This is a genomic window from Streptococcus mitis (assembly GCF_946188695.1).
GTDB lineage: Bacteria > Bacillota > Bacilli > Lactobacillales > Streptococcaceae > Streptococcus > Streptococcus mitis_DF.
This window is the reverse complement of the sequence record NZ_CAMHWI010000001.1, coordinates 104,116-125,027: the sequence shown is the minus strand read 5'-3', so window position 1 is coordinate 125,027 and position 20,912 is coordinate 104,116. Positions and strand designations below refer to the sequence as shown.

Annotated in this window: 19 protein-coding genes; 15 read left to right on the top strand and 4 right to left on the bottom strand. The window is 39.1% G+C overall.

The window, feature by feature from the left end; genetic code table 11:
* The first annotated feature begins 8 nt into the window (after positions 1-8).
* The 4 genes from atpA to N8L33_RS00510 all read left to right on the top strand — a co-directional run bounded on the left by atpA (position 9) and on the right by N8L33_RS00510 (position 4,330).
* Positions 9-1,514, top strand: a complete 1,506-nt coding sequence (atpA, locus tag N8L33_RS00525; RefSeq protein ID WP_000996629.1) for a F0F1 ATP synthase subunit alpha — start codon at positions 9-11, stop codon at positions 1,512-1,514.
* A gap of 15 nt (positions 1,515-1,529) precedes the next feature.
* Positions 1,530-2,408, top strand: a complete 879-nt coding sequence (locus tag N8L33_RS00520) for a F0F1 ATP synthase subunit gamma (protein ID WP_261058011.1) — start codon at positions 1,530-1,532, stop codon at positions 2,406-2,408.
* 85 nt (positions 2,409-2,493) lie between these two features.
* Positions 2,494-3,900 carry a F0F1 ATP synthase subunit beta gene (atpD, locus tag N8L33_RS00515; protein WP_261058010.1) on the top strand — a complete coding sequence of 469 codons (1,407 nt, stop codon included), beginning with the start codon at positions 2,494-2,496 and terminating at the stop codon, positions 3,898-3,900.
* A 10-nt stretch (positions 3,901-3,910) separates the two neighbouring features.
* A complete protein-coding gene (locus N8L33_RS00510) occupies positions 3,911-4,330 on the top strand; it encodes a F0F1 ATP synthase subunit epsilon (RefSeq protein ID WP_261058009.1) in 420 nt (139 codons plus the stop codon).
* Positions 4,331-4,375: 45 nt separating this feature from the next.
* Here N8L33_RS00510 and N8L33_RS00505 read toward each other — a convergent pair whose 3' ends face one another.
* Positions 4,376-5,389, bottom strand: coding sequence for a lactonase family protein (locus N8L33_RS00505; protein ID WP_261058008.1), 1,014 nt, complete (start codon positions 5,387-5,389; stop codon positions 4,376-4,378).
* A gap of 177 nt (positions 5,390-5,566) precedes the next feature.
* On the opposite strand from N8L33_RS00505, the gene N8L33_RS00500 reads away from it, so the two are divergent.
* The 5 genes from N8L33_RS00500 to gla all read left to right on the top strand — a co-directional run bounded on the left by N8L33_RS00500 (position 5,567) and on the right by gla (position 12,018).
* Positions 5,567-7,549, top strand: coding sequence for a peptide ABC transporter substrate-binding protein (locus N8L33_RS00500; RefSeq protein ID WP_153192435.1), 1,983 nt, complete (start codon positions 5,567-5,569; stop codon positions 7,547-7,549).
* 117 nt (positions 7,550-7,666) lie between these two features.
* Positions 7,667-8,833, top strand: a complete 1,167-nt coding sequence (locus N8L33_RS00495) for an AI-2E family transporter (RefSeq protein ID WP_261058007.1) — start codon at positions 7,667-7,669, stop codon at positions 8,831-8,833.
* Positions 8,823-10,052 carry a tetratricopeptide repeat protein gene (locus N8L33_RS00490; RefSeq protein WP_180948743.1) on the top strand — a complete coding sequence of 410 codons (1,230 nt, stop codon included), beginning with the start codon at positions 8,823-8,825 and terminating at the stop codon, positions 10,050-10,052. The genes N8L33_RS00495 and N8L33_RS00490 overlap by 11 nt, the downstream gene beginning before the upstream one ends.
* Before the next feature lie 152 nt (positions 10,053-10,204).
* Positions 10,205-10,885, top strand: coding sequence for an MgtC/SapB family protein (locus N8L33_RS00485; protein ID WP_153192433.1), 681 nt, complete (start codon positions 10,205-10,207; stop codon positions 10,883-10,885).
* A gap of 263 nt (positions 10,886-11,148) precedes the next feature.
* Complete coding sequence (gene gla / locus N8L33_RS00480) at positions 11,149-12,018, top strand: aquaglyceroporin Gla (protein ID WP_049491488.1); 870 nt, start codon at positions 11,149-11,151, stop codon at positions 12,016-12,018.
* A gap of 170 nt (positions 12,019-12,188) precedes the next feature.
* On the opposite strand, the gene N8L33_RS00475 is transcribed toward gla, so the two are convergent.
* Genes N8L33_RS00475 through tacF form a run of 3 tightly spaced genes read right to left on the bottom strand, consistent with a single transcriptional unit; the run spans position 12,189 to position 15,300 of the window.
* Positions 12,189-12,998, bottom strand: a complete 810-nt coding sequence (locus N8L33_RS00475; protein ID WP_153192431.1) for a LicD family protein — start codon at positions 12,996-12,998, stop codon at positions 12,189-12,191.
* A gap of 1 nt (position 12,999) precedes the next feature.
* Entirely contained in the window at positions 13,000-13,803 is an 804-nt protein-coding gene (locus N8L33_RS00470; RefSeq protein ID WP_261058006.1) for a LicD family protein, read from the bottom strand.
* A gap of 9 nt (positions 13,804-13,812) precedes the next feature.
* A complete protein-coding gene (tacF, locus tag N8L33_RS00465; protein ID WP_203176494.1) occupies positions 13,813-15,300 on the bottom strand; it encodes an oligosaccharide flippase family protein in 1,488 nt (495 codons plus the stop codon).
* 440 nt (positions 15,301-15,740) lie between these two features.
* Here tacF and N8L33_RS00460 point away from each other — a divergent pair, with 440 nt between their 5' ends.
* The 6 genes from N8L33_RS00460 to dprA all read left to right on the top strand — a co-directional run bounded on the left by N8L33_RS00460 (position 15,741) and on the right by dprA (position 20,867).
* Positions 15,741-16,448, top strand: a complete 708-nt coding sequence (locus N8L33_RS00460; protein WP_023940235.1) for an IspD/TarI family cytidylyltransferase — start codon at positions 15,741-15,743, stop codon at positions 16,446-16,448.
* Between the two features lie 4 nt (positions 16,449-16,452).
* A complete protein-coding gene (locus N8L33_RS00455) occupies positions 16,453-17,475 on the top strand; it encodes a ribitol-5-phosphate dehydrogenase (protein ID WP_203176496.1) in 1,023 nt (340 codons plus the stop codon).
* Positions 17,476-17,491: 16 nt separating this feature from the next.
* Entirely contained in the window at positions 17,492-18,361 is an 870-nt protein-coding gene (locus N8L33_RS00450) for a phosphotransferase family protein (protein ID WP_000411220.1), read from the top strand.
* Entirely contained in the window at positions 18,351-19,229 is an 879-nt protein-coding gene (locus tag N8L33_RS00445; RefSeq protein WP_203176500.1) for a DMT family transporter, read from the top strand. The genes N8L33_RS00450 and N8L33_RS00445 overlap by 11 nt, the downstream gene beginning before the upstream one ends.
* An 11-nt stretch (positions 19,230-19,240) precedes the next feature.
* Positions 19,241-19,930 (top strand): sugar phosphate nucleotidyltransferase, encoded by a 690-nt coding sequence (locus N8L33_RS00440; protein ID WP_000643974.1) that lies wholly within the window; start codon positions 19,241-19,243, stop codon positions 19,928-19,930.
* Between the two features lie 88 nt (positions 19,931-20,018).
* Positions 20,019-20,867, top strand: coding sequence for a DNA-processing protein DprA (gene dprA, locus N8L33_RS00435; RefSeq protein WP_261058005.1), 849 nt, complete (start codon positions 20,019-20,021; stop codon positions 20,865-20,867).
* The last annotated feature ends 45 nt before the right edge of the window (positions 20,868-20,912 follow it).

Here is a 20,912-nt window from a genome sequence, read left to right as displayed (position 1 = left end):
GTGTTCTTTTGGCAATTAACGCACAAGAAATCAGCGCTTTAATTAAGCAACAAATTGAAAATTTCAAACCCAATTTTGATGTGACTGAAACAGGTGTTGTAACCTATATCGGGGATGGTATCGCGCGTGCTCATGGCCTTGAAAATGCCATGAGTGGAGAGTTGTTGATTTTTGAAAACGGCTCTTATGGTATGGCTCAAAACTTGGAGTCAACAGACGTTGGTATTATCATCCTAGGTGACTTTACAGATATCCGTGAAGGAGATACAATCCGCCGTACAGGTAAAATCATGGAAGTCCCAGTAGGTGAAAGTCTGATTGGTCGTGTTGTGGATCCGCTTGGTCGTCCGGTTGACGGTCTTGGAGAAATCCACACTGATAAAACTCGTCCAGTAGAAGCACCAGCTCCTGGTGTTATGCAACGTAAGTCTGTATCAGAACCATTGCAAACTGGTTTGAAAGCTATTGACGCCCTTGTACCGATTGGTCGTGGTCAACGTGAGTTGATTATCGGTGACCGTCAGACAGGGAAAACAACCATTGCGATTGATACAATCTTGAACCAAAAAGGTCAAGATATGATCTGTATCTACGTAGCGATTGGACAAAAAGAATCAACAGTTCGTACGCAAGTAGAAACACTACGTCAGTACGGTGCCTTGGACTACACAATCGTTGTGACAGCCTCTGCTTCACAACCATCTCCATTGCTCTTCCTAGCTCCTTATGCTGGGGTTGCCATGGCAGAAGAATTTATGTATCAAGGGAAACATGTTTTGATCGTTTATGATGATTTATCAAAACAAGCTGTAGCTTATCGTGAACTGTCACTCTTGCTTCGTCGTCCTCCAGGTCGTGAAGCCTTCCCAGGGGATGTTTTCTATCTTCACAGCCGTTTGCTTGAGCGCTCAGCTAAAGTTTCTGATGAACTTGGTGGTGGATCTATTACAGCCCTGCCATTTATCGAGACACAAGCAGGAGATATCTCTGCCTATATCGCAACCAACGTGATTTCTATCACTGATGGACAAATCTTCCTTGGCGATGGTCTCTTCAATGCGGGTATTCGTCCAGCCATTGATGCGGGTTCATCTGTATCTCGTGTAGGTGGTTCTGCACAAATTAAAGCCATGAAAAAGGTTGCCGGTACACTTCGTATCGACCTTGCTTCATACCGTGAGTTGGAAGCCTTCACTAAGTTTGGTTCTGACTTGGATGCGGCAACACAGGCTAAGTTGAACCGTGGACGTCGTACAGTCGAAGTTTTGAAACAACCAGTTCACAAACCATTACCTGTTGAGAAACAAGTAACCATTCTCTATGCTTTGACACATGGTTTCTTGGATACTGTTCCAGTAGATGATATTGTTCGTTTCGAGGAAGAGTTCCATGCCTTCTTTGATGCTCAACATCCAGAGATTTTGGAAACCATTCGTGATACAAAAGACTTGCCAGAAGAAGCAGTCTTGGATGCTGCGATTACAGAGTTTCTCAATCAAACCAGCTTCCAATAAGAATAGAGGTGTCAGATGGCAGTATCTCTAAATGATATTAAAACAAAAATCGCCTCAACAAAAAATACGAGTCAAATCACTAATGCCATGCAAATGGTATCAGCTGCTAAGCTAGGTCGCTCTGAAGAAGCTGCTCGCAACTTCCAAGTTTACGCTCAGAAAGTTCGTAAACTTTTGACGGATATTCTTCATGGTAATGGAGCTGGTGGTTCAACCAATCCGATGTTGATTAGCCGTCCTGTGAAGAAGACAGGCTATATCGTCATTACTTCAGACCGCGGTTTGGTTGGAGGTTATAATTCTTCTATTTTGAAAGCTGTTATGGAGTTAAAAGAAGAATACCATCCAGATGGTAAAGGATTTGAAATGATCTGTATCGGTGGAATGGGAGCTGATTTCTTTAAAGCTCGTGGTATTCAACCACTTTATGAACTACGCGGCTTGGCAGACCAACCTAGCTTTGATGAAGTTCGTAAGATTATTTCAAAAACTGTTGAAATGTACCAAAATGAACTTTTTGATGAACTCTATGTCTGCTATAACCACCATGTCAATACGCTAACCAGTCAAATGCGTGTGGAGCAAATGCTTCCGATTGTTGACTTGGATCCAAAAGAAGCGGATGACAGTTACAGCTTGACCTTTGAATTGGAAACTAGCCGAGAAGAAATTTTGGAACAGTTGTTGCCTCAATTTGCAGAAAGTATGATTTACGGGGCTATTATCGATGCCAAGACAGCTGAAAATGCTGCAGGTATGACAGCTATGCAAACAGCGACAGATAATGCTAAGAAAGTCATCAATGATTTGACAATTCAGTATAACCGTGCCAGACAGGCGGCGATTACACAAGAAATTACAGAAATCGTAGCAGGAGCTAGTGCCTTAGAATAGGCTCTAGTCCAGCTCGTATGAAAATGAACTTAGGACCTAGTTAAACTAGGAACCGACAGTATCTTATATAGAATAGGAGAAGGAGATGAGTTCAGGTAAAATTGCTCAGGTTATCGGTCCCGTTGTAGACGTCTTGTTTGCAGCAGGGGAAAAACTTCCTGAGATTAACAATGCACTTGTCGTCTACAAAAATGACGAAAGAAAAACAAAAATCGTCCTTGAAGTAGCCTTGGAGTTGGGAGATGGTATGGTTCGTACTATCGCCATGGAATCAACAGATGGTTTGACTCGTGGAATGGAAGTATTGGACACAGGTCGTCCAATCTCTGTACCAGTAGGTAAAGAAACTTTGGGACGTGTCTTCAATGTTTTGGGAGATACCATTGACTTGGAAGCTCCTTTTGCAGAAGATGCAGAGCGTCAGCCAATTCATAAAAAAGCTCCAACTTTTGATGAGTTGTCTACCTCTTCTGAAATCCTTGAAACAGGGATTAAGGTTATCGACCTTCTTGCCCCTTACCTTAAAGGTGGTAAGGTTGGACTTTTCGGTGGTGCCGGAGTTGGTAAAACTGTCTTGATTCAAGAATTGATTCACAATATTGCCCAAGAACACGGTGGTATCTCAGTATTTACCGGTGTTGGGGAACGTACTCGTGAGGGGAATGACCTTTACTGGGAAATGAAAGAATCAGGCGTTATCGAGAAAACAGCCATGGTATTTGGTCAGATGAATGAGCCACCAGGAGCACGTATGCGTGTTGCCCTTACTGGTTTGACAATCGCTGAATACTTCCGTGATGTAGAAGGCCAAGACGTGCTTCTCTTTATCGATAATATCTTCCGTTTCACTCAGGCTGGTTCAGAAGTATCTGCCCTTTTGGGTCGTATGCCATCAGCCGTTGGTTACCAACCAACACTTGCTACGGAAATGGGTCAATTGCAAGAGCGTATCACATCAACTAAGAAAGGTTCTGTAACCTCTATCCAAGCGATCTATGTGCCAGCGGATGACTATACTGACCCAGCGCCAGCAACAGCCTTCGCCCACTTGGATTCAACTACAAACTTGGAACGTAAGTTGGTACAATTGGGTATCTACCCAGCCGTTGACCCACTTGCTTCAAGCTCACGTGCCTTGGCACCTGAAATCGTTGGAGAAGAGCACTATGCAGTTGCTGCTGAAGTAAAACGTGTCCTTCAACGTTACCATGAGTTGCAAGATATCATTGCTATCCTTGGTATGGATGAGCTTTCTGATGAAGAAAAGACCTTGGTTGCTCGTGCCCGTCGTATCCAGTTCTTCTTGTCACAAAACTTCAACGTTGCGGAACAATTTACTGGTCAGCCAGGTTCTTATGTACCAGTTGCTGAAACTGTACGTGGCTTTAAGGAAATCCTTGATGGTAAACATGACAACTTGCCAGAAGATGCCTTCCGTGGTGTAGGTTCTATCGAAGATGTGATTGCAAAAGCTGAAAAAATGGGATTTTAAGAGGTGATCTATGGCTCAGTTAACTGTCCAGATCGTGACACCAGATGGTCTCGTCTATGATCACCATGCCAGCTATGTATCGGTTCGAACTCTGGATGGTGAGATGGGGATCTTGCCACGACATGAAAATATGATTGCGGTTTTAGCAGTTGATGAAGTAAAGGTAAAACGTATTGATGATGAAGATCACGTGAACTGGATTGCAGTAAACGGAGGCGTTATTGAAATTGCCAATGATATCATTACAATCGTTGCGGATTCTGCAGAACGTGCTCGTGATATCGATGTTAGCCGTGCAGAACGTGCCAAGCTTCGAGCAGAACGTGAAATCGAAGAAGCCCATGAAAAAAACTTGATTGATCAAGAACGTCGTGCTAAGATCGCTTTGCAACGTGCTATTAATCGTATCAATGTCGGAAATAGACTATAAGAAAAAAATGAACTTGAAAATTCCAAGTTCATTTTTTATGTTTTCTTAAGGTGCAAAACTGATGCAGACTGCTTCTGGGACATGGAAGTCGTTGGAAAGTTCTGCTAGACGACCAGTTTCAGGATTGCGTTTAAAGACGGTTGCATTGTCAGAGTCTTGATGGACAGCAATAAGGAATTCTTGATCTGGTGTCAAATCAAAATCCCGCGGAGTCTTACCATGTGTCGGAACGATTTCTAACAACTCTAAGCTACCGTCCGCAAGTATTGTATATACTGCGATAGAATCATGACCACGGTTAGAAGCGTAGAGGTATTTACCATCTTTAGAGAGACGAATAGCAGCAGTACCATTAAAGCCTTCATAACCGTCTGGTAGAGTTGAAATGATTTGCATGCGTTCAAATTCGCCAACACCATCGTAGATTAGAACCTCGATAGTGCTATTGAGTTCACAAATGAGATAAGCGATTTTATAATGGTTATGGAAAATAATATGGCGTGAGCCTGCTCCTGGCTGGCTATGATAGGTATAGAGCTTAGATAATTTTCCTTCTTGATCAAGGTCATAGGTGATGACTTGGTCAGTACCCAAATCACAGGTCACTAGATAGTGGTCAGGTGTTAAGTCTGTAAAGTGAACATGAGGAGATGCTTGATTTTCATGTGGACCTTGGCCACTGTGTTGATCCACATCACTAAGTAGAAGACTACCGTCTTCCTGACGTTTATAAACAAGGACCTGTCCTTTATGGTAGTTGGCTGCATAGACTAAATCACGCTTTTCATCCACAGCAACATAACAGTGGGGAGCTCCTTCTTCAACGACATGATTTAATAAAGTTCCATCAGTTTGATAGGCTGCAATCCCCCCCTTATTGTCTTGACTACCAACGGTGTATAAATGTTGGTGCTGGTCAAAAGCAAGATAGGTTGGACTTGGTTCAGGAGCAAAAAGTTCTAGATTTGCAAGTTGACCAGTTTCTGTATCAAAGTCTGCTTTGTAAATCCCTTGGGAAGTACGACGTGTATAAGTTCCAAAATAAACAGTTTCTTTCATAACTTTACCTCTATATAAAGATAAGACTATTATATCACAAAAATGGTAGTATGAAAAAATCAAGCTTTGCAAGTGCTTTGCCTAATTCTTTTCATGATAATATTAAGAATGTTTTCATTGATTTACTTAACAAAAGTGATATAATAATCCTATACAAATTATCAAAGGAGTTTGACTATGAAAAAACGAGTTTTCTTAGCAGCAGGAGTTGCTATACTCTCGGCAGCTGTTCTAGCAGCGTGTTCATCTGGTACTGGGAATAAGGAAGCAACTAAACCAGTTACTTATGCTTATGTATTTTCATCAGATCCTGTTACTTTGGATTATACAGTTTCTGGAAATGTCAGCACTAAACAGGTCACAGGTAACGTTATTGACGGTTTGCTTGAAAATGACCAATATGGGAATCTTGTTCCATCAGTTGCAGAAGATTGGACTGTTTCCAAAGATGGTTTGACCTATACCTATAAAATCCGTCAGGGTATCAAATGGTATACCAATGAGGGGGAAGAGTATGGTGAAGTCAAGGCTCAAGACTTTGTGACTGGTCTGAAACACGCAGCAGATAAGAAATCACAGGCTCTTTATCTCGTACAGGATTCTATCAAAGGATTGGATGACTATGTAAATGGGAAAACAACAGATTTTTCTAGTGTTGGGGTAAAAGCAACTGACGATTATACTGTTGTTTATACTTTGAACCATCCAGAATCTTTCTGGAATTCAAAAACAACAATGGGAGTTCTTGCACCAGTAAATGAAGACTTTTTAGCTTCTAAAGGAGATGACTTTGGTAAACCAACTAATGTAACGAGCATTCTATACAATGGGCCTTATCTCCTCAAAGGTCTTACATCTAAGTCTTCTATCGAAATGACCAAAAATCAAAACTACTGGGATAAACAAAATGTCTTTATTGATGATATCAAGTTATCCTTCTTTGATGGTCAAGATGCAGACTCTCTAGGACGCGGTTTTGATGAGGGACACTATCCAGCTGCACCACTCTTTAAAAACTCTGCTAACTATGAACGTCTAAAAGAAAAATACAAGGATAATATTGTGTATGGTCAACAGCGTGGAGGAGTTTTTTATATCTCAACCAATATCGACCGTGTAAATTACAATCACACTGCTAAAACAAGTGATACAGAAAAAACTTCTACTAAGAAAGCCTTGTTAAACAAAGATTTCCGTCAAGCCTTGGCTTTTGCGGTAGATCGTAAAGCAGGGATCTCTCAAGTATTTGGTGATGAAGTAGGACCTCGTAAGTTACGGACAAGTTTCACTCCTCCAACATTTGTACAAGTAGGAGATCAAACATTTGGTCAAGTTACTAAGACAGAATTGGATAAATTGGATAATGTCTGGAAAGATGTCAGTCTTGATGATGCCCAAGATTCACTTCATAATGTAGACAAGGCTAAAACTAAGTTTGAAGCTGCTAAGAAAACTCTTCAAGCTGATGGAGTACAGTTCCCAATTCATTTAGATTTGCCAATTTCTTCATCAAATCCAGATTTTATTCGTCAGGTTCAGTCTTATAAACAATCCATTGAGGAAGCCTTAGGCTCTGACAATGTAGTTGTTGATATTCAACAAGTTTCTGATGACGAATTGGGAAGTATGACTACTCTAGCTACTTCCAATGCAAATACTGACTGGGATATTAATGCAGTCAGTGGTTGGACTCCAGACTTTGCAGATCCATCGACTTATCTAGATGTATTTGATCCAACTTCAGGTCCAAGTCTCCTAAGTGCTCTTGGTGTGGCACCAGGAACAGACAATCCAGTTATTAAAACAGTTGGATTGGATAAATACAAAGAACTGATTGATGATGCAAATAGTGAGAAAACAGACCTTCAAAAACGTTATTCCAAATATGCTAAGGCCCAAGCTTGGTTGTCAGATAGTGCACTTGTTATTCCAGTATACTCTGATGGTGCTCAAATGCTAGTGACGAAAATGGTTCCTGGCAGTGGTGCCGGTGGCTGGGTAGGTGACAAGACTAGTGAAAATAGCTACAAGTATCTGAAAATCCAAGATAAGATTGTCACTACTAAAGAAATGGATGAGTTCCGCAAGAAATTTGCTGATGAAAAAGCCAAATCAAACGCAGATTATCAGAAGAACTTAGACCGTCATATTCAAGACTAATCAAATCTCCTCTTTTGAGGGGATTTTTTATGTCGCTGTCTCTATGTAAGCACTTTAAAAAAGAGTTATTTTGGTCTAAAAATGGTATAATGAAAGGACGACAGAAAGGAATTATTTATGGAACAAAAAGAGAAACATTTTAGCCTGTCTTGGTTTTTCAAGTGGTTTTTGGATAACAAGGCAATTACGGTATTTTTGGTAACCTTATTGTTGGGACTGAATCTTTTTATTTTAAGTAAGATTAGTTTTCTATTTTCACCTGTTTTGGACTTTTTGGCAGTTGTGATGTTACCAGTCATTCTATCTGGTTTGCTATATTATTTACTGAATCCCATTGTTGATTGGATGGAGAAACACAAAATTAATCGTGTTATAGCTATCACTATTGTCTTTGTCATCATCGCTCTCTTTATCATTTGGGGCTTGGCAGTAGCGATTCCAAATCTGCAACGTCAGGTCTTAACATTTGCAAGAAATGTACCAATCTACCTTGAAGATGCTGATCGGGTTATTGATGATTTGGTCACCAAGCGTTTGCCAGATGATTTCAGGCCTCAGTTAGAGCAAGTTTTGACAAACTTCTCTAGTCAGGCTACAGTTTGGGCAAGTAAGGTTTCTTCTCAGGCGGTCAACTGGGTAAGCGCCTTTATTAGCGGTGCATCTCAAGTGATTGTTGCCTTGATTATCGTTCCTTTCATGCTCTTTTATCTCTTACGTGATGGGAAAGGCCTGCGTCACTATTTGACCCAATTCATGCCAACGAAATTGAAAGAACCTGTTGGACAAGTTTTATCAGATGTGAATCAGCAGTTGTCCAACTATGTTCGAGGGCAAGTGACAGTGGCTATTATTGTAGCAGTAATGTTTATCATCTTCTTCAAGATCATTGCTCTACGCTATGCGGTTACGCTTGGTGTTACTGCTGGTATCTTAAATCTGGTTCCTTATCTTGGTAGTTTCCTAGCCATGCTTCCTGCCTTAGTATTGGGCTTGATTGCTGGTCCAGTCATGCTTTTGAAAGTAGTGATTGTCTTTATCGTAGAACAAACTATTGAAGGCCGTTTTGTCTCTCCATTGATTTTGGGAAGTCAATTAAACATCCATCCCATTAATGTTCTCTTTGTCTTGTTAACTTCAGGATCCATGTTTGGCATATGGGGAGTCTTGCTCGGTATTCCGGTTTATGCCTCTGCTAAAGTTGTCATTTCAGCGATTTTTGAATGGTATAAGGTAGTCAGTGGCCTATATGAACTAGAGGGAGAGGAAGCCAAGAGTGAACAATAGTCAACAGATGTTACAGGCTTTGGAAGAGCAAGATTTAGTTAAGGCAGAACATTATTTCGTCAAAGCTTTAGAGAATGATCCAAGTGAGCTTCTTTATGAATTAGCGACTTATCTTGAAGGAATTGGTTTTTATCCTCAGGCCAAGGAAATTTACCTGAAAATTGTAGAGGATTTCCCAGAGGTTAATCTAAATCTAGCAACAATTGCTAGCGAGGATGGTCAAATTGAAGAAGCCTTTGCTTATCTTGAGGAAATCCAAGCTGACAGTGACTGGTATGTGTCGGCTTTGGCACTTAAAGCGGACCTTTACCAGATGGAAGGTTTGACAGATGTGGCACGTGAGAAATTGTTAGAAGCATTGACTTACTCAGAGGATCCTCTCTTGATATTGGGCTTGGCAGAATTAGATAGTGAGTTGGAAAATTACCAAGAGGCCATTCAAGGCTATGCCCAGTTAGATAATCGCTCGATTTATGAGCAAACGGGCATTTCCACCTATCAACGGATTGGCTTTGCCTATGCCCAGTTAGGGAAATTTGAAACAGCTACAGGGTTTTTAGAAAAAGCTCTGGAGTTAGAATACGATGACCTAACAGCTTTTGAGTTGGCCAGTCTTTACTTTGATCAAGAAGAATACCAAAAAGCTGTCCTCTACTTTAAGCAACTTGATACCATTTCACCTGATTTTGAAGGATATGAGTATGGTTACAGTCAGGCCTTACATAAGGAACATCAAGTTCAAGAAGCCCTGCGTATCGCTAAGCAAGGGTTGGAGAAAAATCCGTTTGAAACAAGACTCTTGTTAGTAGCTTCACAATTTTCCTATGAATTGCATGATGCTAGTGGAGCAGAGAACTACCTCCTTACTGCTAAAGAAGATGCTGAGGATACGGAAGAAATCTTACTCCGTCTAGCAACTATTTATCTGGAGCAGGAACGTTATGAAGACATTCTAGACTTGCAAAGTGAGGAGCCAGAAAATCTCTTGACCAAGTGGATGATTGCTCGTTCCTATCAAGAAATGGACGATTTGGATACTGCCTATGAGCTTTACCAAGAGTTGGCAGTAGATTTAAAGGACAATCCAGAGTTTCTGGAACACTATATCTATCTCTTGCGTGAATTGGGCTACTTTGAGGAAGCCAAAGTCAATGCACAAGCTTACTTAAAACTGGTTCCAGATGATGTGCAAATGCAAGAATTGTTTGAGACATTGTAAGAATCCATTAGTTACAGAAAACTGCAAGTTATTACTAGAGGGTAACTGCGGTTTTTTGTTTTAAAAAGGACAATTTTCAACTAATATATTCTCTTGAAAAAGTTTCAACTAGGACTATAATATAAAATTATGAGTGATAGAGGAGGAAAATAATGCTTGATACGATAGCTCTACCGATTGAAGTCCGATATATTATTCTCATTTTATTATCTTGTTTTTCTGGTTTTATCATTGGCTATGAAAGAAAGTCTAAGCACAAGCAGGCTGGGAGAAAGACTCATATCTTAGTTGCCTTAACTGCAACTTTAATGATGATTTTATCAAAAGAAGCTTTCTTGGATACGCCTAATGATGATACTTCTAGGGTTGCGGCCCAAATTGTCAGTGGAATTAGTTTCATTGGCGGTGGTATTATTTTCATGAGGGATAAAAAAATCAGTGGTATCACCACAGCAGTTGGTATTTGGGTAACTGCAGGTATTGGGATGGCGATTGGAGCAGGTTTTGCTTTTCTAGGCTTATTTTGCAGTTTAATTGTTGTCTCTGTTCAGAAAAGTAGCTCCAAATTTTTGAAAAGCGATACTCATTATCATATCAGAATGACTGGATTTGTAACCAATAAACCTTCAATAGATACCTTGAATATTCTCATTGAACAGAAGGGATTTTACAATCTAAATATTGACATGGATAGGAATGAAAGTGGTTATAATCTTACGATTAGAGCAGATCACGATAAATCCATTTCTTACAAAAATATGGCTGAGCTTTTATGGAAATGTGACGAGAATTTTTATATAAATCAGGTTAAGATTGTTTCATTAGAAGGATAGAGTTTTGTTTTCATAGCAAAACTCTGATTGGTGAATGGGGAAAGATACTTCTTATTCCCTATACTATGTATCAGGAGGAATTGACATAAAAGCATCAGATTAGCGTAGATAACATAATGAACTGGGGATATCTTGAAAACAAAGATTAGTTTATAAGATTTGGAACCGTTTTCTATCACAATCTTTCGGGAAAGTAGTTGCTAAAAGATGTAAAAATTGATAGAATAAGGATTGTCTAAAAAATTTTAAGGAGAATCTATCAAATGGATTTCACATGGGCAATTAAATATGCCACTGAATTTTTGGGAACTGCTATTTTGATCATTCTTGGAAATGGTGCAGTTGCCAACGTTGAACTTAAAGGTACGAAAGGTCACCAAAGTGGCTGGATCGTTATCGCTGTTGGTTATGGTATGGGGGTTATGATCCCAGCCTTGATGTTTGGTAACGTATCTGGTAACCACATCAACCCAGCCTTCACTCTTGGACTTGCAATCAGCGGTCTTTTCCCTTGGGCTCAAGTTGCGCCTTATATCATCGCACAAGTTTTGGGTGCTATCTTTGGTCAAGCCTTGGTTGTGGCAACACACCGCCCATACTACTTGAAAACTGAAAATCCAAACAACATTTTGGGTACTTTCTCAACAATTTCAAGTTTGGATAATGGTACAAAAGAATCACATTTTGCAGCAACTGTTAATGGTTTTGTAAATGAGTTTGTTGGATCATTTGTTCTTTTCTTTGCAGCCCTTGGAATGACTAAAAACTTCTTTGGTTCTGAAGTGCTTCAATACATGAAACAAATGGCTAGTCAAGCAGGTCAAAATGTTGACTTTTCTGATTTAGCAATCAAAGCCCAAGTAGCACCACATACTGCTTCAGGACTTTCAGTAGCTCACTTGGCACTTGGATTCCTTGTTATGGCCTTGGTAACATCACTTGGTGGACCTACAGGACCTGCCTTGAACCCAGCCCGTGACTTGGGACCACGTCTCCTTCATGCTTTCCTTCCAAAATCAGTTCTTGGTGAGCACAAAGGCGATTCAAAATGGTGGTACTCTTGGGTACCAGTAGTAGCACCGATCGCAGCAGCAATTGCGGCAGTAGCTATTTTCAAATTCCTTTACTTATAAGAAATTGAGTTCTCTATCTATTGTAATGGATTGAAGAAAAATTAAAAACGCATAATATTTAGGTGTTCAAGACCTGATATTATGCGTTTTGTTGTAGGAATAATTACTTCATTTTCTCCTGAAATTGAGTTTTTCCCCAGCCTTTTTGTAGTTTATATGGTCGTCCTTAATCAGCTTTCGCGATAAGCTTTAATACTGTGACTATACCATTCTTGCATTTCTTTTGATGGTGGTGTCATATAATCGCCATACATCTGGGTTAAAAATTGGTCATATTTTTTAGGAACTGGTAACATACGGCCTTCAAACTCAGTTAAGATGAGTTCTTTAAAGGTATCAACTGGGAAGACTTCTTTCATACCTTCCTTACCAATCCCAATTCCTCCTTCATATTGAGGAGTGTTGGTTGTAGCATTTTTGACTAGTTGATCAATTTTCTTGTAAAAGTAACGGGGATTGACCAATCGGAGGGCGTACCAGCTACATAATCTTAGAAAATCTTTTAATTTGCTATCACCGTGAACTGCGCGTGATTTTTTGATATAAGCTAGTTGACGAAGGGCTACATACTTATAACTCTTGTCGACAATGCTCAAGTCTGTAAAGCGATCAATTGGGAAGACATCGATAAAGAGACTGGTGTCATGACGCTTGTACTTAACATGGTCTTCGATAACAGTAGAAGTGTCCAAAATCGATGCGAAATTATGGAAGTACCAAGAAGATGTATCGTAGGAAAGAACCTTGTAGCGAGGGTGATTTTCTTCCTCAATAATCTTCAATAAGCGCTCATAATCTTCACGATAAAGGGAAATATCAATATCATCGTCCCAGGGAATCATACCTTTGTGGCGGATAGCTCCAAGCATGGTTCCATAACTTAGAAAATAAGGAATATCATGTTTCTTACAAGTCTCATCAATATAGTCTAGCAGGGCTAGTTGAATTTCTTTAATTTCTTCTTTTTCTAAATATTGCATCCTAATCCTCCAATTTATAAGCGTGAAATTCATGACTGTAGAAGCGTTTTTCTTCTGGTGGTAGGGTCATATAATCTCCATAAAATTGTGTCAAAATAGTATCAAATTTTTCTGGCGCAGGAAGGGTCAAATTCTCAAAGGGTAAATCGATTGTTTTATCGAAGGTACCACTTGGGAAGACTTCCTTTTCCTTAAATTTAGAAGGGATAAAAGCCATATACTGCCCATTTTCACGACTATATTTTTGAATTTCTTTCTCGATTTTATGTGCGAAATAACGAGGAGAAACAGGTCGAAGGAGTAACCAGAAGGCTGTTCGTATCCAATCTTTTAAGAGGCTATCTTTATAGACAATATTTTTATGTTTACTGAAAGACAGAAGTTTGAAGCTTTCCAGCTTATAACAAATATCAATGACCTTAGGGTCATCAAAGCGATCCATAGGGAAAATATCGATAAAAACACCTGACTCATAGGTTTTTGTATTCCGAGTATCAATAATTTTAGTTGTACTGTCGGTCATTTTGATAAAGTTGTTAAAGTAGTTCTTATCAGTTTCTAAGGAAAGGAGCTTATATTTGCTTTTTTCCTTTTGAAAAATGTTTATAAATCGTTGGTAGTCTTCTCGAGGCATGGACAGGTCAATATCGTCGTCCCAAGGAATAAAGCCCTGATGTCGAACCGCCCCAATCAGAGTACCGTAGTTAATAATATAGTTGATATTGTGCTTTTTACAGAGAGTATCAATATAATCCAAAATTTCTAATTCAATTTGTTTGGCATCTTCAATGGTTAGTTGTTTCATTCTATACTCCTAAGATTTTTTGAATTTATTTTTTAAGGCTAGGACATGGTTTAAAAATTCATAGAAAATGCTATCTTTGGTGAAGACAAGTAGACCAATATAAGAGATGGCTGATAGCAAGACAATTAAACCAGTATTAATCAAAAATGGCAAATTAATGACCATATCCACGGGATACAAGAAATTAATCAGGAAATAAATTCCTACAAAGGAAAGTGAAAAGAGCGAGTATCGAACAGTATAGCTAAAGATATGTCCTAAGTGGATGAGTTGTTTTCTATGGATGAAAATGATATAGAAAACAAGTAGAGAGGCCTCTGATAGCATAGTTGTCAGTAAGTAGTATTCAGGAGCCACGATGTGGTTGAAAAAGAGGAGACTATTTAAGCCCAAATTGAGTAATCCTGCAAAGACTGTATAGACTGTGATTCGTTTTTCATAGCCATTTGTAAAGAGAATTTGGGAACCAAGAATGGTATCCAGTGCCAGGATAATCGTGCGAAAAGCGAAGAGAGAGGTTAAGATACCGCCTCCGATATATTTTTCACTACCATAAAGTAGGATAGCATTTGGTCCTAAAACCATGAGTCCGAAACTCAGTGGAATGATAAAGAAGTTAAAGATTCGACTTCCTCTGTTAACCAGAGAAACATAGGCTTCTTTGTCTCCTTTCCCCAGATAGTAACTGAGACGAGGCACACTCACTCCGATAGCTCCTGTTACAACTCCAGCTATAACGGTCACAATTCGCTGAGCCATGGTATAGTAACTAACGTTGACATCAATCCCTGTTTTAACGAGGAAGAGACGATCCAAAAAAGTGAAGAGCATATTGGCATTAGCAAAGACCAACATGGCTGTTAGAGGGAGAAAAAGCGGTTTAAAATCACTTATGTGAATTTTAACAAGCTTAATGTCTCTTTTAATCCAAAAATAACTAATCAGATAGTTAATCAGTGTCGATAAACTCATCACAAGTGTATAGACAACAATATCGTGTTCATTTTTGACAAACAGGAAAATAGATACCAGCATCAGGATACGGATGAAGGCAGTCTTGTAAAAGAGAAAACTGTAATTTTCCAGAGCTTCATTGACCCACTCGATTGAAAAAATCTGGGCAATGAGTTGAATCCCCATAACAAGGTAGACTTTTTTGATGATTGGATTATCAGTAAAGAAGAGAGGATAGGCTAGGATATAGACAGCAGTGGTCAAAATCGTACAAGCTATGCACAAATAAAAAAGACTAGAGAAGGTTCTATTAAGATCCTTTTTGTTATCCTTGACATTACTGATGGCCCGTAAACCGTAGTTATAGACCCCATAAGTCGCAAAGGGCAAGAAAAATGACAAAATAGTGTCAACTGAGTTGAAGTAACCATAGTCAGTTCGGTCCAAGACACGCGCGACGTAGGTACCAGTTAAGATGGGAAAAATAATATTCAAGACACGAATTCCCATATAAGATAGAGCATTTAATTTTATACTTTTCATTCAATTTACCTCGTTTTTCATTATATCATAAAGTCAGCTAATAAGAAATGAAGGGCAGTAATACTCTTCGAAAATCAAATTCAAACCACGTCAGCGTCGCCTTACCGTACTCAAGTACAGCTTACGGCTAGCTTCCTAGTTTGCTTTTTGATTTTCATTGAGTATAAGTCAAGTAATCACTTTGAAGTTCCAAAGTTTTATTTTAAGCTTTCTTTAAGAAAACTATATTATTCTGAAGAACTCTAAAATTTCACAGCCATTTATTGGTAATGACTACAGAATTCCTAGTCATTACTAGAAATGGACTAGTTTCTTTGAATAATAGAACTCCTTAAACCTTCTATTCTAGAACGGGAGGGTCGGTATTTCTTTCATGATAGGACTAGATTGTGGTATAATAGAGAGAATAAGTTTTTTTAGTAAGACAAAGGAGAAAATAGATGATTTATGCAGGAATTCTTGCTGGTGGAACTGGCACACGCATGGGAATCAGTAACTTGCCAAAACAATTTTTAGAGCTAGGTGATCGACCTATTTTGATTCATACAATTGAAAAATTTGTCTTGGAACCAAGTATTGAAAAAATTGTAGTTGGGGTTCATGGAGACTGGGTTTCTCATGCAGAAGATCTTGTAGATAAATATCTTCCTCTTCATAAGGAACGTATCATCATTACAAAAGGTGGTGCTGACCGCAATACAAGTATTGAGAAAATCATTGAAGCCATTGATGCTTATCGTCCGCTTACTTCAGAGGATATCGTTGTTACCCATGATTCTGTTCGTCCATTTATTACACTTCGCATGATTCAGGACAATATCCAACTTGCCCAAAATCATGACGCAGTGGATACAGTGGTAGAAGCGGTTGATACTATCGTTGAAAGTACCAATGGTCAATTTATTACAGATATTCCAAATCGTGCTCACCTTTATCAAGGACAAACACCTCAAACATTCCGTTGCAAGGACTTCATGGACCTTTACGGTTCTCTCTCTGCTGAAGAGAAGGAAATCTTGACAGATGCATGTAAAATATTTGTCATTAAAGGAAAAGATGTGGCCTTGGCCAAGGGTGAATATTCAAATCTTAAAATCACAACCGTAACAGATTTGAAGATTGCAAAAAGTATGATTGAGAAAGACTAGTAAAATGATTAATCAAATTTATCAACTAACTAAGCCTAAGTTTATCAATGTCAAATATCAGGAAGAGGCTATTGACCAAGAGAATCATATCCTCATCCGCCCTAATTATATGGCGGTCTGTCATGCGGATCAGCGTTACTACCAAGGAAAACGTGATCCCAAGATTTTGAATAAAAAGCTTCCAATGGCGATGATTCACGAGTCATGTGGAACCGTTATTTCTGACCCGACGGGAACCTATGAGGTTGGTCAAAAAGTTGTCATGATTCCAAATCAGCCTCCTATGCAGAGTGATGAAGAATTCTATGAGAACTACATGACAGGGACCCATTTCTTGTCTAGTGGTTTTGATGGCTTTATGAGAGAGTTTGTTTCTCTCCCTAAAGACCGTGTGGTGGCTTATGATGCCATTGAAGACACGGTTGCAGCGATTACAGAGTTTGTCAGTGTCGGCATGCACGCTATGAATCGTCTATTGACCCTCGCTCATAGCAAGCGGGACCGAATCGCCGTTATTGGAGATGGAAGTTTAGCATTTGTGGTTGCCAATATTATCAACTATACTTTGCCAGAAGCAGAGATTGTGGTTATTGGTCGTCATTGGGAAAAATTGGAACTTTTCTCATTTGCCAAAGAATGCCATATTACTGATAATATTCCTGAAGATTTGACCTTTGACCATGCTTTTGAGTGTTGTGGTGGTGATGGTACTGGACCAGCCATTAATGACTTGATTCGCTATATTCGTCCTCAGGGAACGATTCTCATGATGGGTGTTAGCGAGTATAAAGTCAATCTCAATACACGCGATGCCTTAGAAAAAGGCTTGCTCTTGGTTGGTTCCTCTCGTTCTGGTCGCATTGATTTTGAAAATGCAATCCAAATGATGGAAGTCAAGAAATTCGCCAATCGTCTTAAAAATATCCTTTATCTAGAAGAACCTGTAAGAGAAATTAAAGATATTCACCGTGTCTTTGCAACCGATTTAAACACAGCCTTTAAAACCGTGTTTAAGTGGGAAGTATAAGTGCTGGAGGTTAATTGTGGAGAAAATCATTAAAGAAAAAATTTCTTCCCTACTTAGTCAAGAAGAGGAAGTCCTCAGTGTTGAACAACTGGGGGGAATGACCAATCAAAACTATTTGGTCAAAACAACAAATAAGCAATACATCGTTAAGTTCTTTGGTAAAGGGACAGAAAAGCTGATCAATCGTCAAGATGAAAAGTACAATCTTGAACTACTTAAAGATTTAGACCTAGATGTAAAAAATTATCTTTTTGATATTGATGCTGGTATCAAAGTAAATGAGTATATCGAATCTGCGATTACGCTTGATTCAACGTCAATCAAGACCAAATTTGACAAAATTGCTCCAATATTACAAACTATTCATGCATCTGGTAAGGAGTTAAGAGGAGAATTTGCTCCTTTTGAAGAAATCAAAAAATACGAATCCTTGATTGAAGAGAAAATCCCTTATGTCAACTATGAAGCTGTTCGAGAAGAAGTCTTCTCCTTAGAGAAAAGACTGGCTGACTTAGGTGTTGACAGAAAATCTTGTCATATCGATTTGGTGCCTGAAAACTTTATCGAGTCACCACAAGGACGACTTTATCTGATTGACTGGGAATATTCATCAATGAACGATCCAATGTGGGATTTGGCTGCCCTCTTTTTAGAGTCTGAATTCACTCGTCAAGAGGAAGAAGACTTCTTGTCTCACTATGAGAGTGAGCAAACACCTGTCTCTCGTGAAAAGATTGCAATCTATAAAATTTTGCAAGATGCTATTTGGAGTCTATGGACAGTCTACAAAGAAGAGCAAGGTGCAGATTTTGGTGACTATGGTGTGAGTCGTTACCAAAGAGCTGTTAAAGGTTTGTCATATTATGGAGGTTCAGATGAAAAATAAAAATGGAGTTTCTTTTGGTCTACTCTCAGGTATTTTCTGGGGTTTAGGTCTAACGATTAGTGCTTATATCTTTTCGATTTTTACAGATTTGTCGCCCTTTGTGGTGGCCGCTGCTCACGATTTCTTGAGTATCTTTATCTTACTAGCTTTTCTCTTGGTAAAAGAAGGAAAAGTTCGTCTCTCAATTTTCTTAAATATTCGCAATGTTAGTGTTATCATCGGAGCCTTGCTAGCAGGCCCTATCGGTATGCAGGCCAATCTTTATGCGGTTAAGTATATCGGAAGTTCCTTAGCTTCATCTGTATCGGCTATTTACCCTGCGATTTCAGTTTTATTGGCTTTCTTCTTTTTGAAGCACAAGATTTCGAAAAATACTGTGTTTGGGATTGTCTTGATTATTGGAGGGATAATTGCTCAGACCTATAAGGTTGAACAGGTCAATTCCTTCTACATTGGGATTCTCTGTGCTTTGATTTGTGCTATTGCATGGGGAAGTGAGAGTGTTCTTAGCTCCTTTGCCATGGAAAGTGAATTGAGTGAAATCGAGGCTCTCTTGATCCGTCAAGTAACTTCATTCTTGTCCTATCTTGTGATTGTGCTCTTCTCTCATCAGTCATTTGCAGAAGTGGCCAATGGACAATTGCTAGGTCTTATGATTGTCTTTGCGGCCTTTGATATGATTTCCTACCTGGCTTATTATATCGCTATCAATCGCTTGCAACCAGCCAAGGCTACAGGCTTGAACGTGAGCTATGTAGTATGGACAGTCTTGTTTGCAGTTGTTTTCTTGGGTGCACCGCTAGATATGCTGACAATTATTACGTCACTTGTCGTCATTGCTGGAGTTTATATTATTATTAAAGAATAAAGGAGATTCGTGTGAAAGCCATTATCTTAGCAGCGGGATTGGGAACTCGCTTGCGTCCTATGACCGAAAATACCCCTAAAGCCTTGGTTCAGGTTAATCAGAAACCTTTGATCGAATACCAAATTGAGTTTCTCAAAGAAAAAGGAATCAATGACATCATCATCATCGTTGGTTACCTTAAAGAACAATTCGATTACTTAAAAGAAAAATATGGAGTTCGCCTCGTTTTCAATGATAAATACGCTGACTACAATAACTTTTACTCTCTCTATCTTGTAAAAGAAGAATTGGCTAACAGCTATGTTATTGATGCAGATAACTATCTCTTCAAAAATATGTTCCGCAATGATTTGACACGTTCGACTTATTTTAGTGTTTATCGTGAAGATTGTACCAACGAATGGTTCTTGGTCTATGGAGATGACTATAAGGTTCAAGACATTACTGTTGATAGCAAGGCTGGTCGTATCCTTAGTGGTGTCTCTTTCTGGGATGCTCCAACAGCAGAAAAGATTGTCAGCTTTATCGATAAGGCCTATGCAAGTGGTGAATTTGTAGATCTCTACTGGGACAATATGGTTAAGGATAATATCAAAGAGCTAGATGTCTATGTTGAAGAATTAGAAGGCAATAGCATCTATGAAATTGATAGTGTTCAAGATTATCATAAATTAGAAGAAATTCTTAAAAACGAAAATTAAAAATTCCAACATCTGGCTAAAATAGTCGGATGTTTTTTTGATTTTTTTACGAATAGATAGATGAGTAGAAAAAGAAATGGGGCTATTTATGAAAATCACAAACTATGAAATCTATAAATTAAAAAAATCAGGTTTGACCAATCAACAGATTTTGAAAGTACTAGAATACGGTGAAAGTGTTGATCAAGAACTTTTGTTGGGTGACATTGCAGATATATCAGGTTGCCGAAATCCAGCCGTTTTTATGGAACGTTATTTTCAGATAGACGATGCGTATTTGGAGAAGGAATTTCAAAAATTTCCATCTTTCTCTATTTTAGATGACTGTTATCCTTGGGATCTAAGTGAAATTTATGATGCACCTGTGCTTTTATTTTACAAGGGCAATCTGGATCTCTTGAAATTTCCAAAGGTAGCGGTTGTGGGTAGTCGCGCTTGTAGCAAACAGGGAGCTAAGTCAGTTGAAAAAGTCATTCAGGGTTTGGAAAATGAACTGGTTATCGTCAGTGGATTAGCCAAGGGCATTGACACAGCAGCTCATATGGCAGCTCTCCAGAATGGTGGAAAAACCATTGCAGTGATTGGAACAGGTCTGGATGTGTTTTATCCTAAAGCCAATAAACGTTTGCAAGACTATATCGGAAATGACCATCTGGTTCTTAGTGAATATGGACCTGGCGAACAGCCTCTGAAATTTCATTTTCCTGCCCGTAATCGCATTATTTCTGGACTTTGCCGTGGTGTGATTGTAGCAGAGGCTAAGATGCGCTCGGGGAGTCTCATTACCTGTGAGCGAGCAATGGAGGAAGGGCGCGATGTCTTTGCTATTCCTGGTAGCATTTTAGATGGACTATCAGACGGTTGCCATCATTTGATTCAAGAAGGAGCAAAATTGGTCACCAGTGGGAAGGATGTTCTTGCGGAATTTGAATTTTAAGACGAAATTTCGCTTACTAGACAAACTTTTCTTCTATATATAGGA

What these genes read in the sequence shown, in the direction of transcription:
- N8L33_RS00520 (WP_261058011.1), top strand. Translation starts at nt 1,530, where the DNA reads ATGGCAGTATCTCTAAATGATATTAAAACAAAAATCGCCTCAACAAAA.
- atpD (WP_261058010.1), top strand. Translation starts at nt 2,494, where the DNA reads ATGAGTTCAGGTAAAATTGCTCAGGTTATCGGTCCCGTTGTAGACGTC.
- N8L33_RS00510 (WP_261058009.1), top strand. Translation starts at nt 3,911, where the DNA reads ATGGCTCAGTTAACTGTCCAGATCGTGACACCAGATGGTCTCGTCTAT.
- N8L33_RS00505 (WP_261058008.1), bottom strand. Translation starts at nt 5,389, where the DNA reads ATGAAAGAAACTGTTTATTTTGGAACTTATACACGTCGTACTTCCCAA.
- N8L33_RS00500 (WP_153192435.1), top strand. Translation starts at nt 5,567, where the DNA reads ATGAAAAAACGAGTTTTCTTAGCAGCAGGAGTTGCTATACTCTCGGCA.
- N8L33_RS00495 (WP_261058007.1), top strand. Translation starts at nt 7,667, where the DNA reads ATGGAACAAAAAGAGAAACATTTTAGCCTGTCTTGGTTTTTCAAGTGG.
- N8L33_RS00485 (WP_153192433.1), top strand. Translation starts at nt 10,205, where the DNA reads ATGCTTGATACGATAGCTCTACCGATTGAAGTCCGATATATTATTCTC.
- gla (WP_049491488.1), top strand. Translation starts at nt 11,149, where the DNA reads ATGGATTTCACATGGGCAATTAAATATGCCACTGAATTTTTGGGAACT.
- N8L33_RS00475 (WP_153192431.1), bottom strand. Translation starts at nt 12,998, where the DNA reads ATGCAATATTTAGAAAAAGAAGAAATTAAAGAAATTCAACTAGCCCTG.
- N8L33_RS00470 (WP_261058006.1), bottom strand. Translation starts at nt 13,803, where the DNA reads ATGAAACAACTAACCATTGAAGATGCCAAACAAATTGAATTAGAAATT.
- tacF (WP_203176494.1), bottom strand. Translation starts at nt 15,300, where the DNA reads ATGAAAAGTATAAAATTAAATGCTCTATCTTATATGGGAATTCGTGTC.
- N8L33_RS00460 (WP_023940235.1), top strand. Translation starts at nt 15,741, where the DNA reads ATGATTTATGCAGGAATTCTTGCTGGTGGAACTGGCACACGCATGGGA.
- N8L33_RS00455 (WP_203176496.1), top strand. Translation starts at nt 16,453, where the DNA reads ATGATTAATCAAATTTATCAACTAACTAAGCCTAAGTTTATCAATGTC.
- N8L33_RS00445 (WP_203176500.1), top strand. Translation starts at nt 18,351, where the DNA reads ATGAAAAATAAAAATGGAGTTTCTTTTGGTCTACTCTCAGGTATTTTC.
- dprA (WP_261058005.1), top strand. Translation starts at nt 20,019, where the DNA reads ATGAAAATCACAAACTATGAAATCTATAAATTAAAAAAATCAGGTTTG.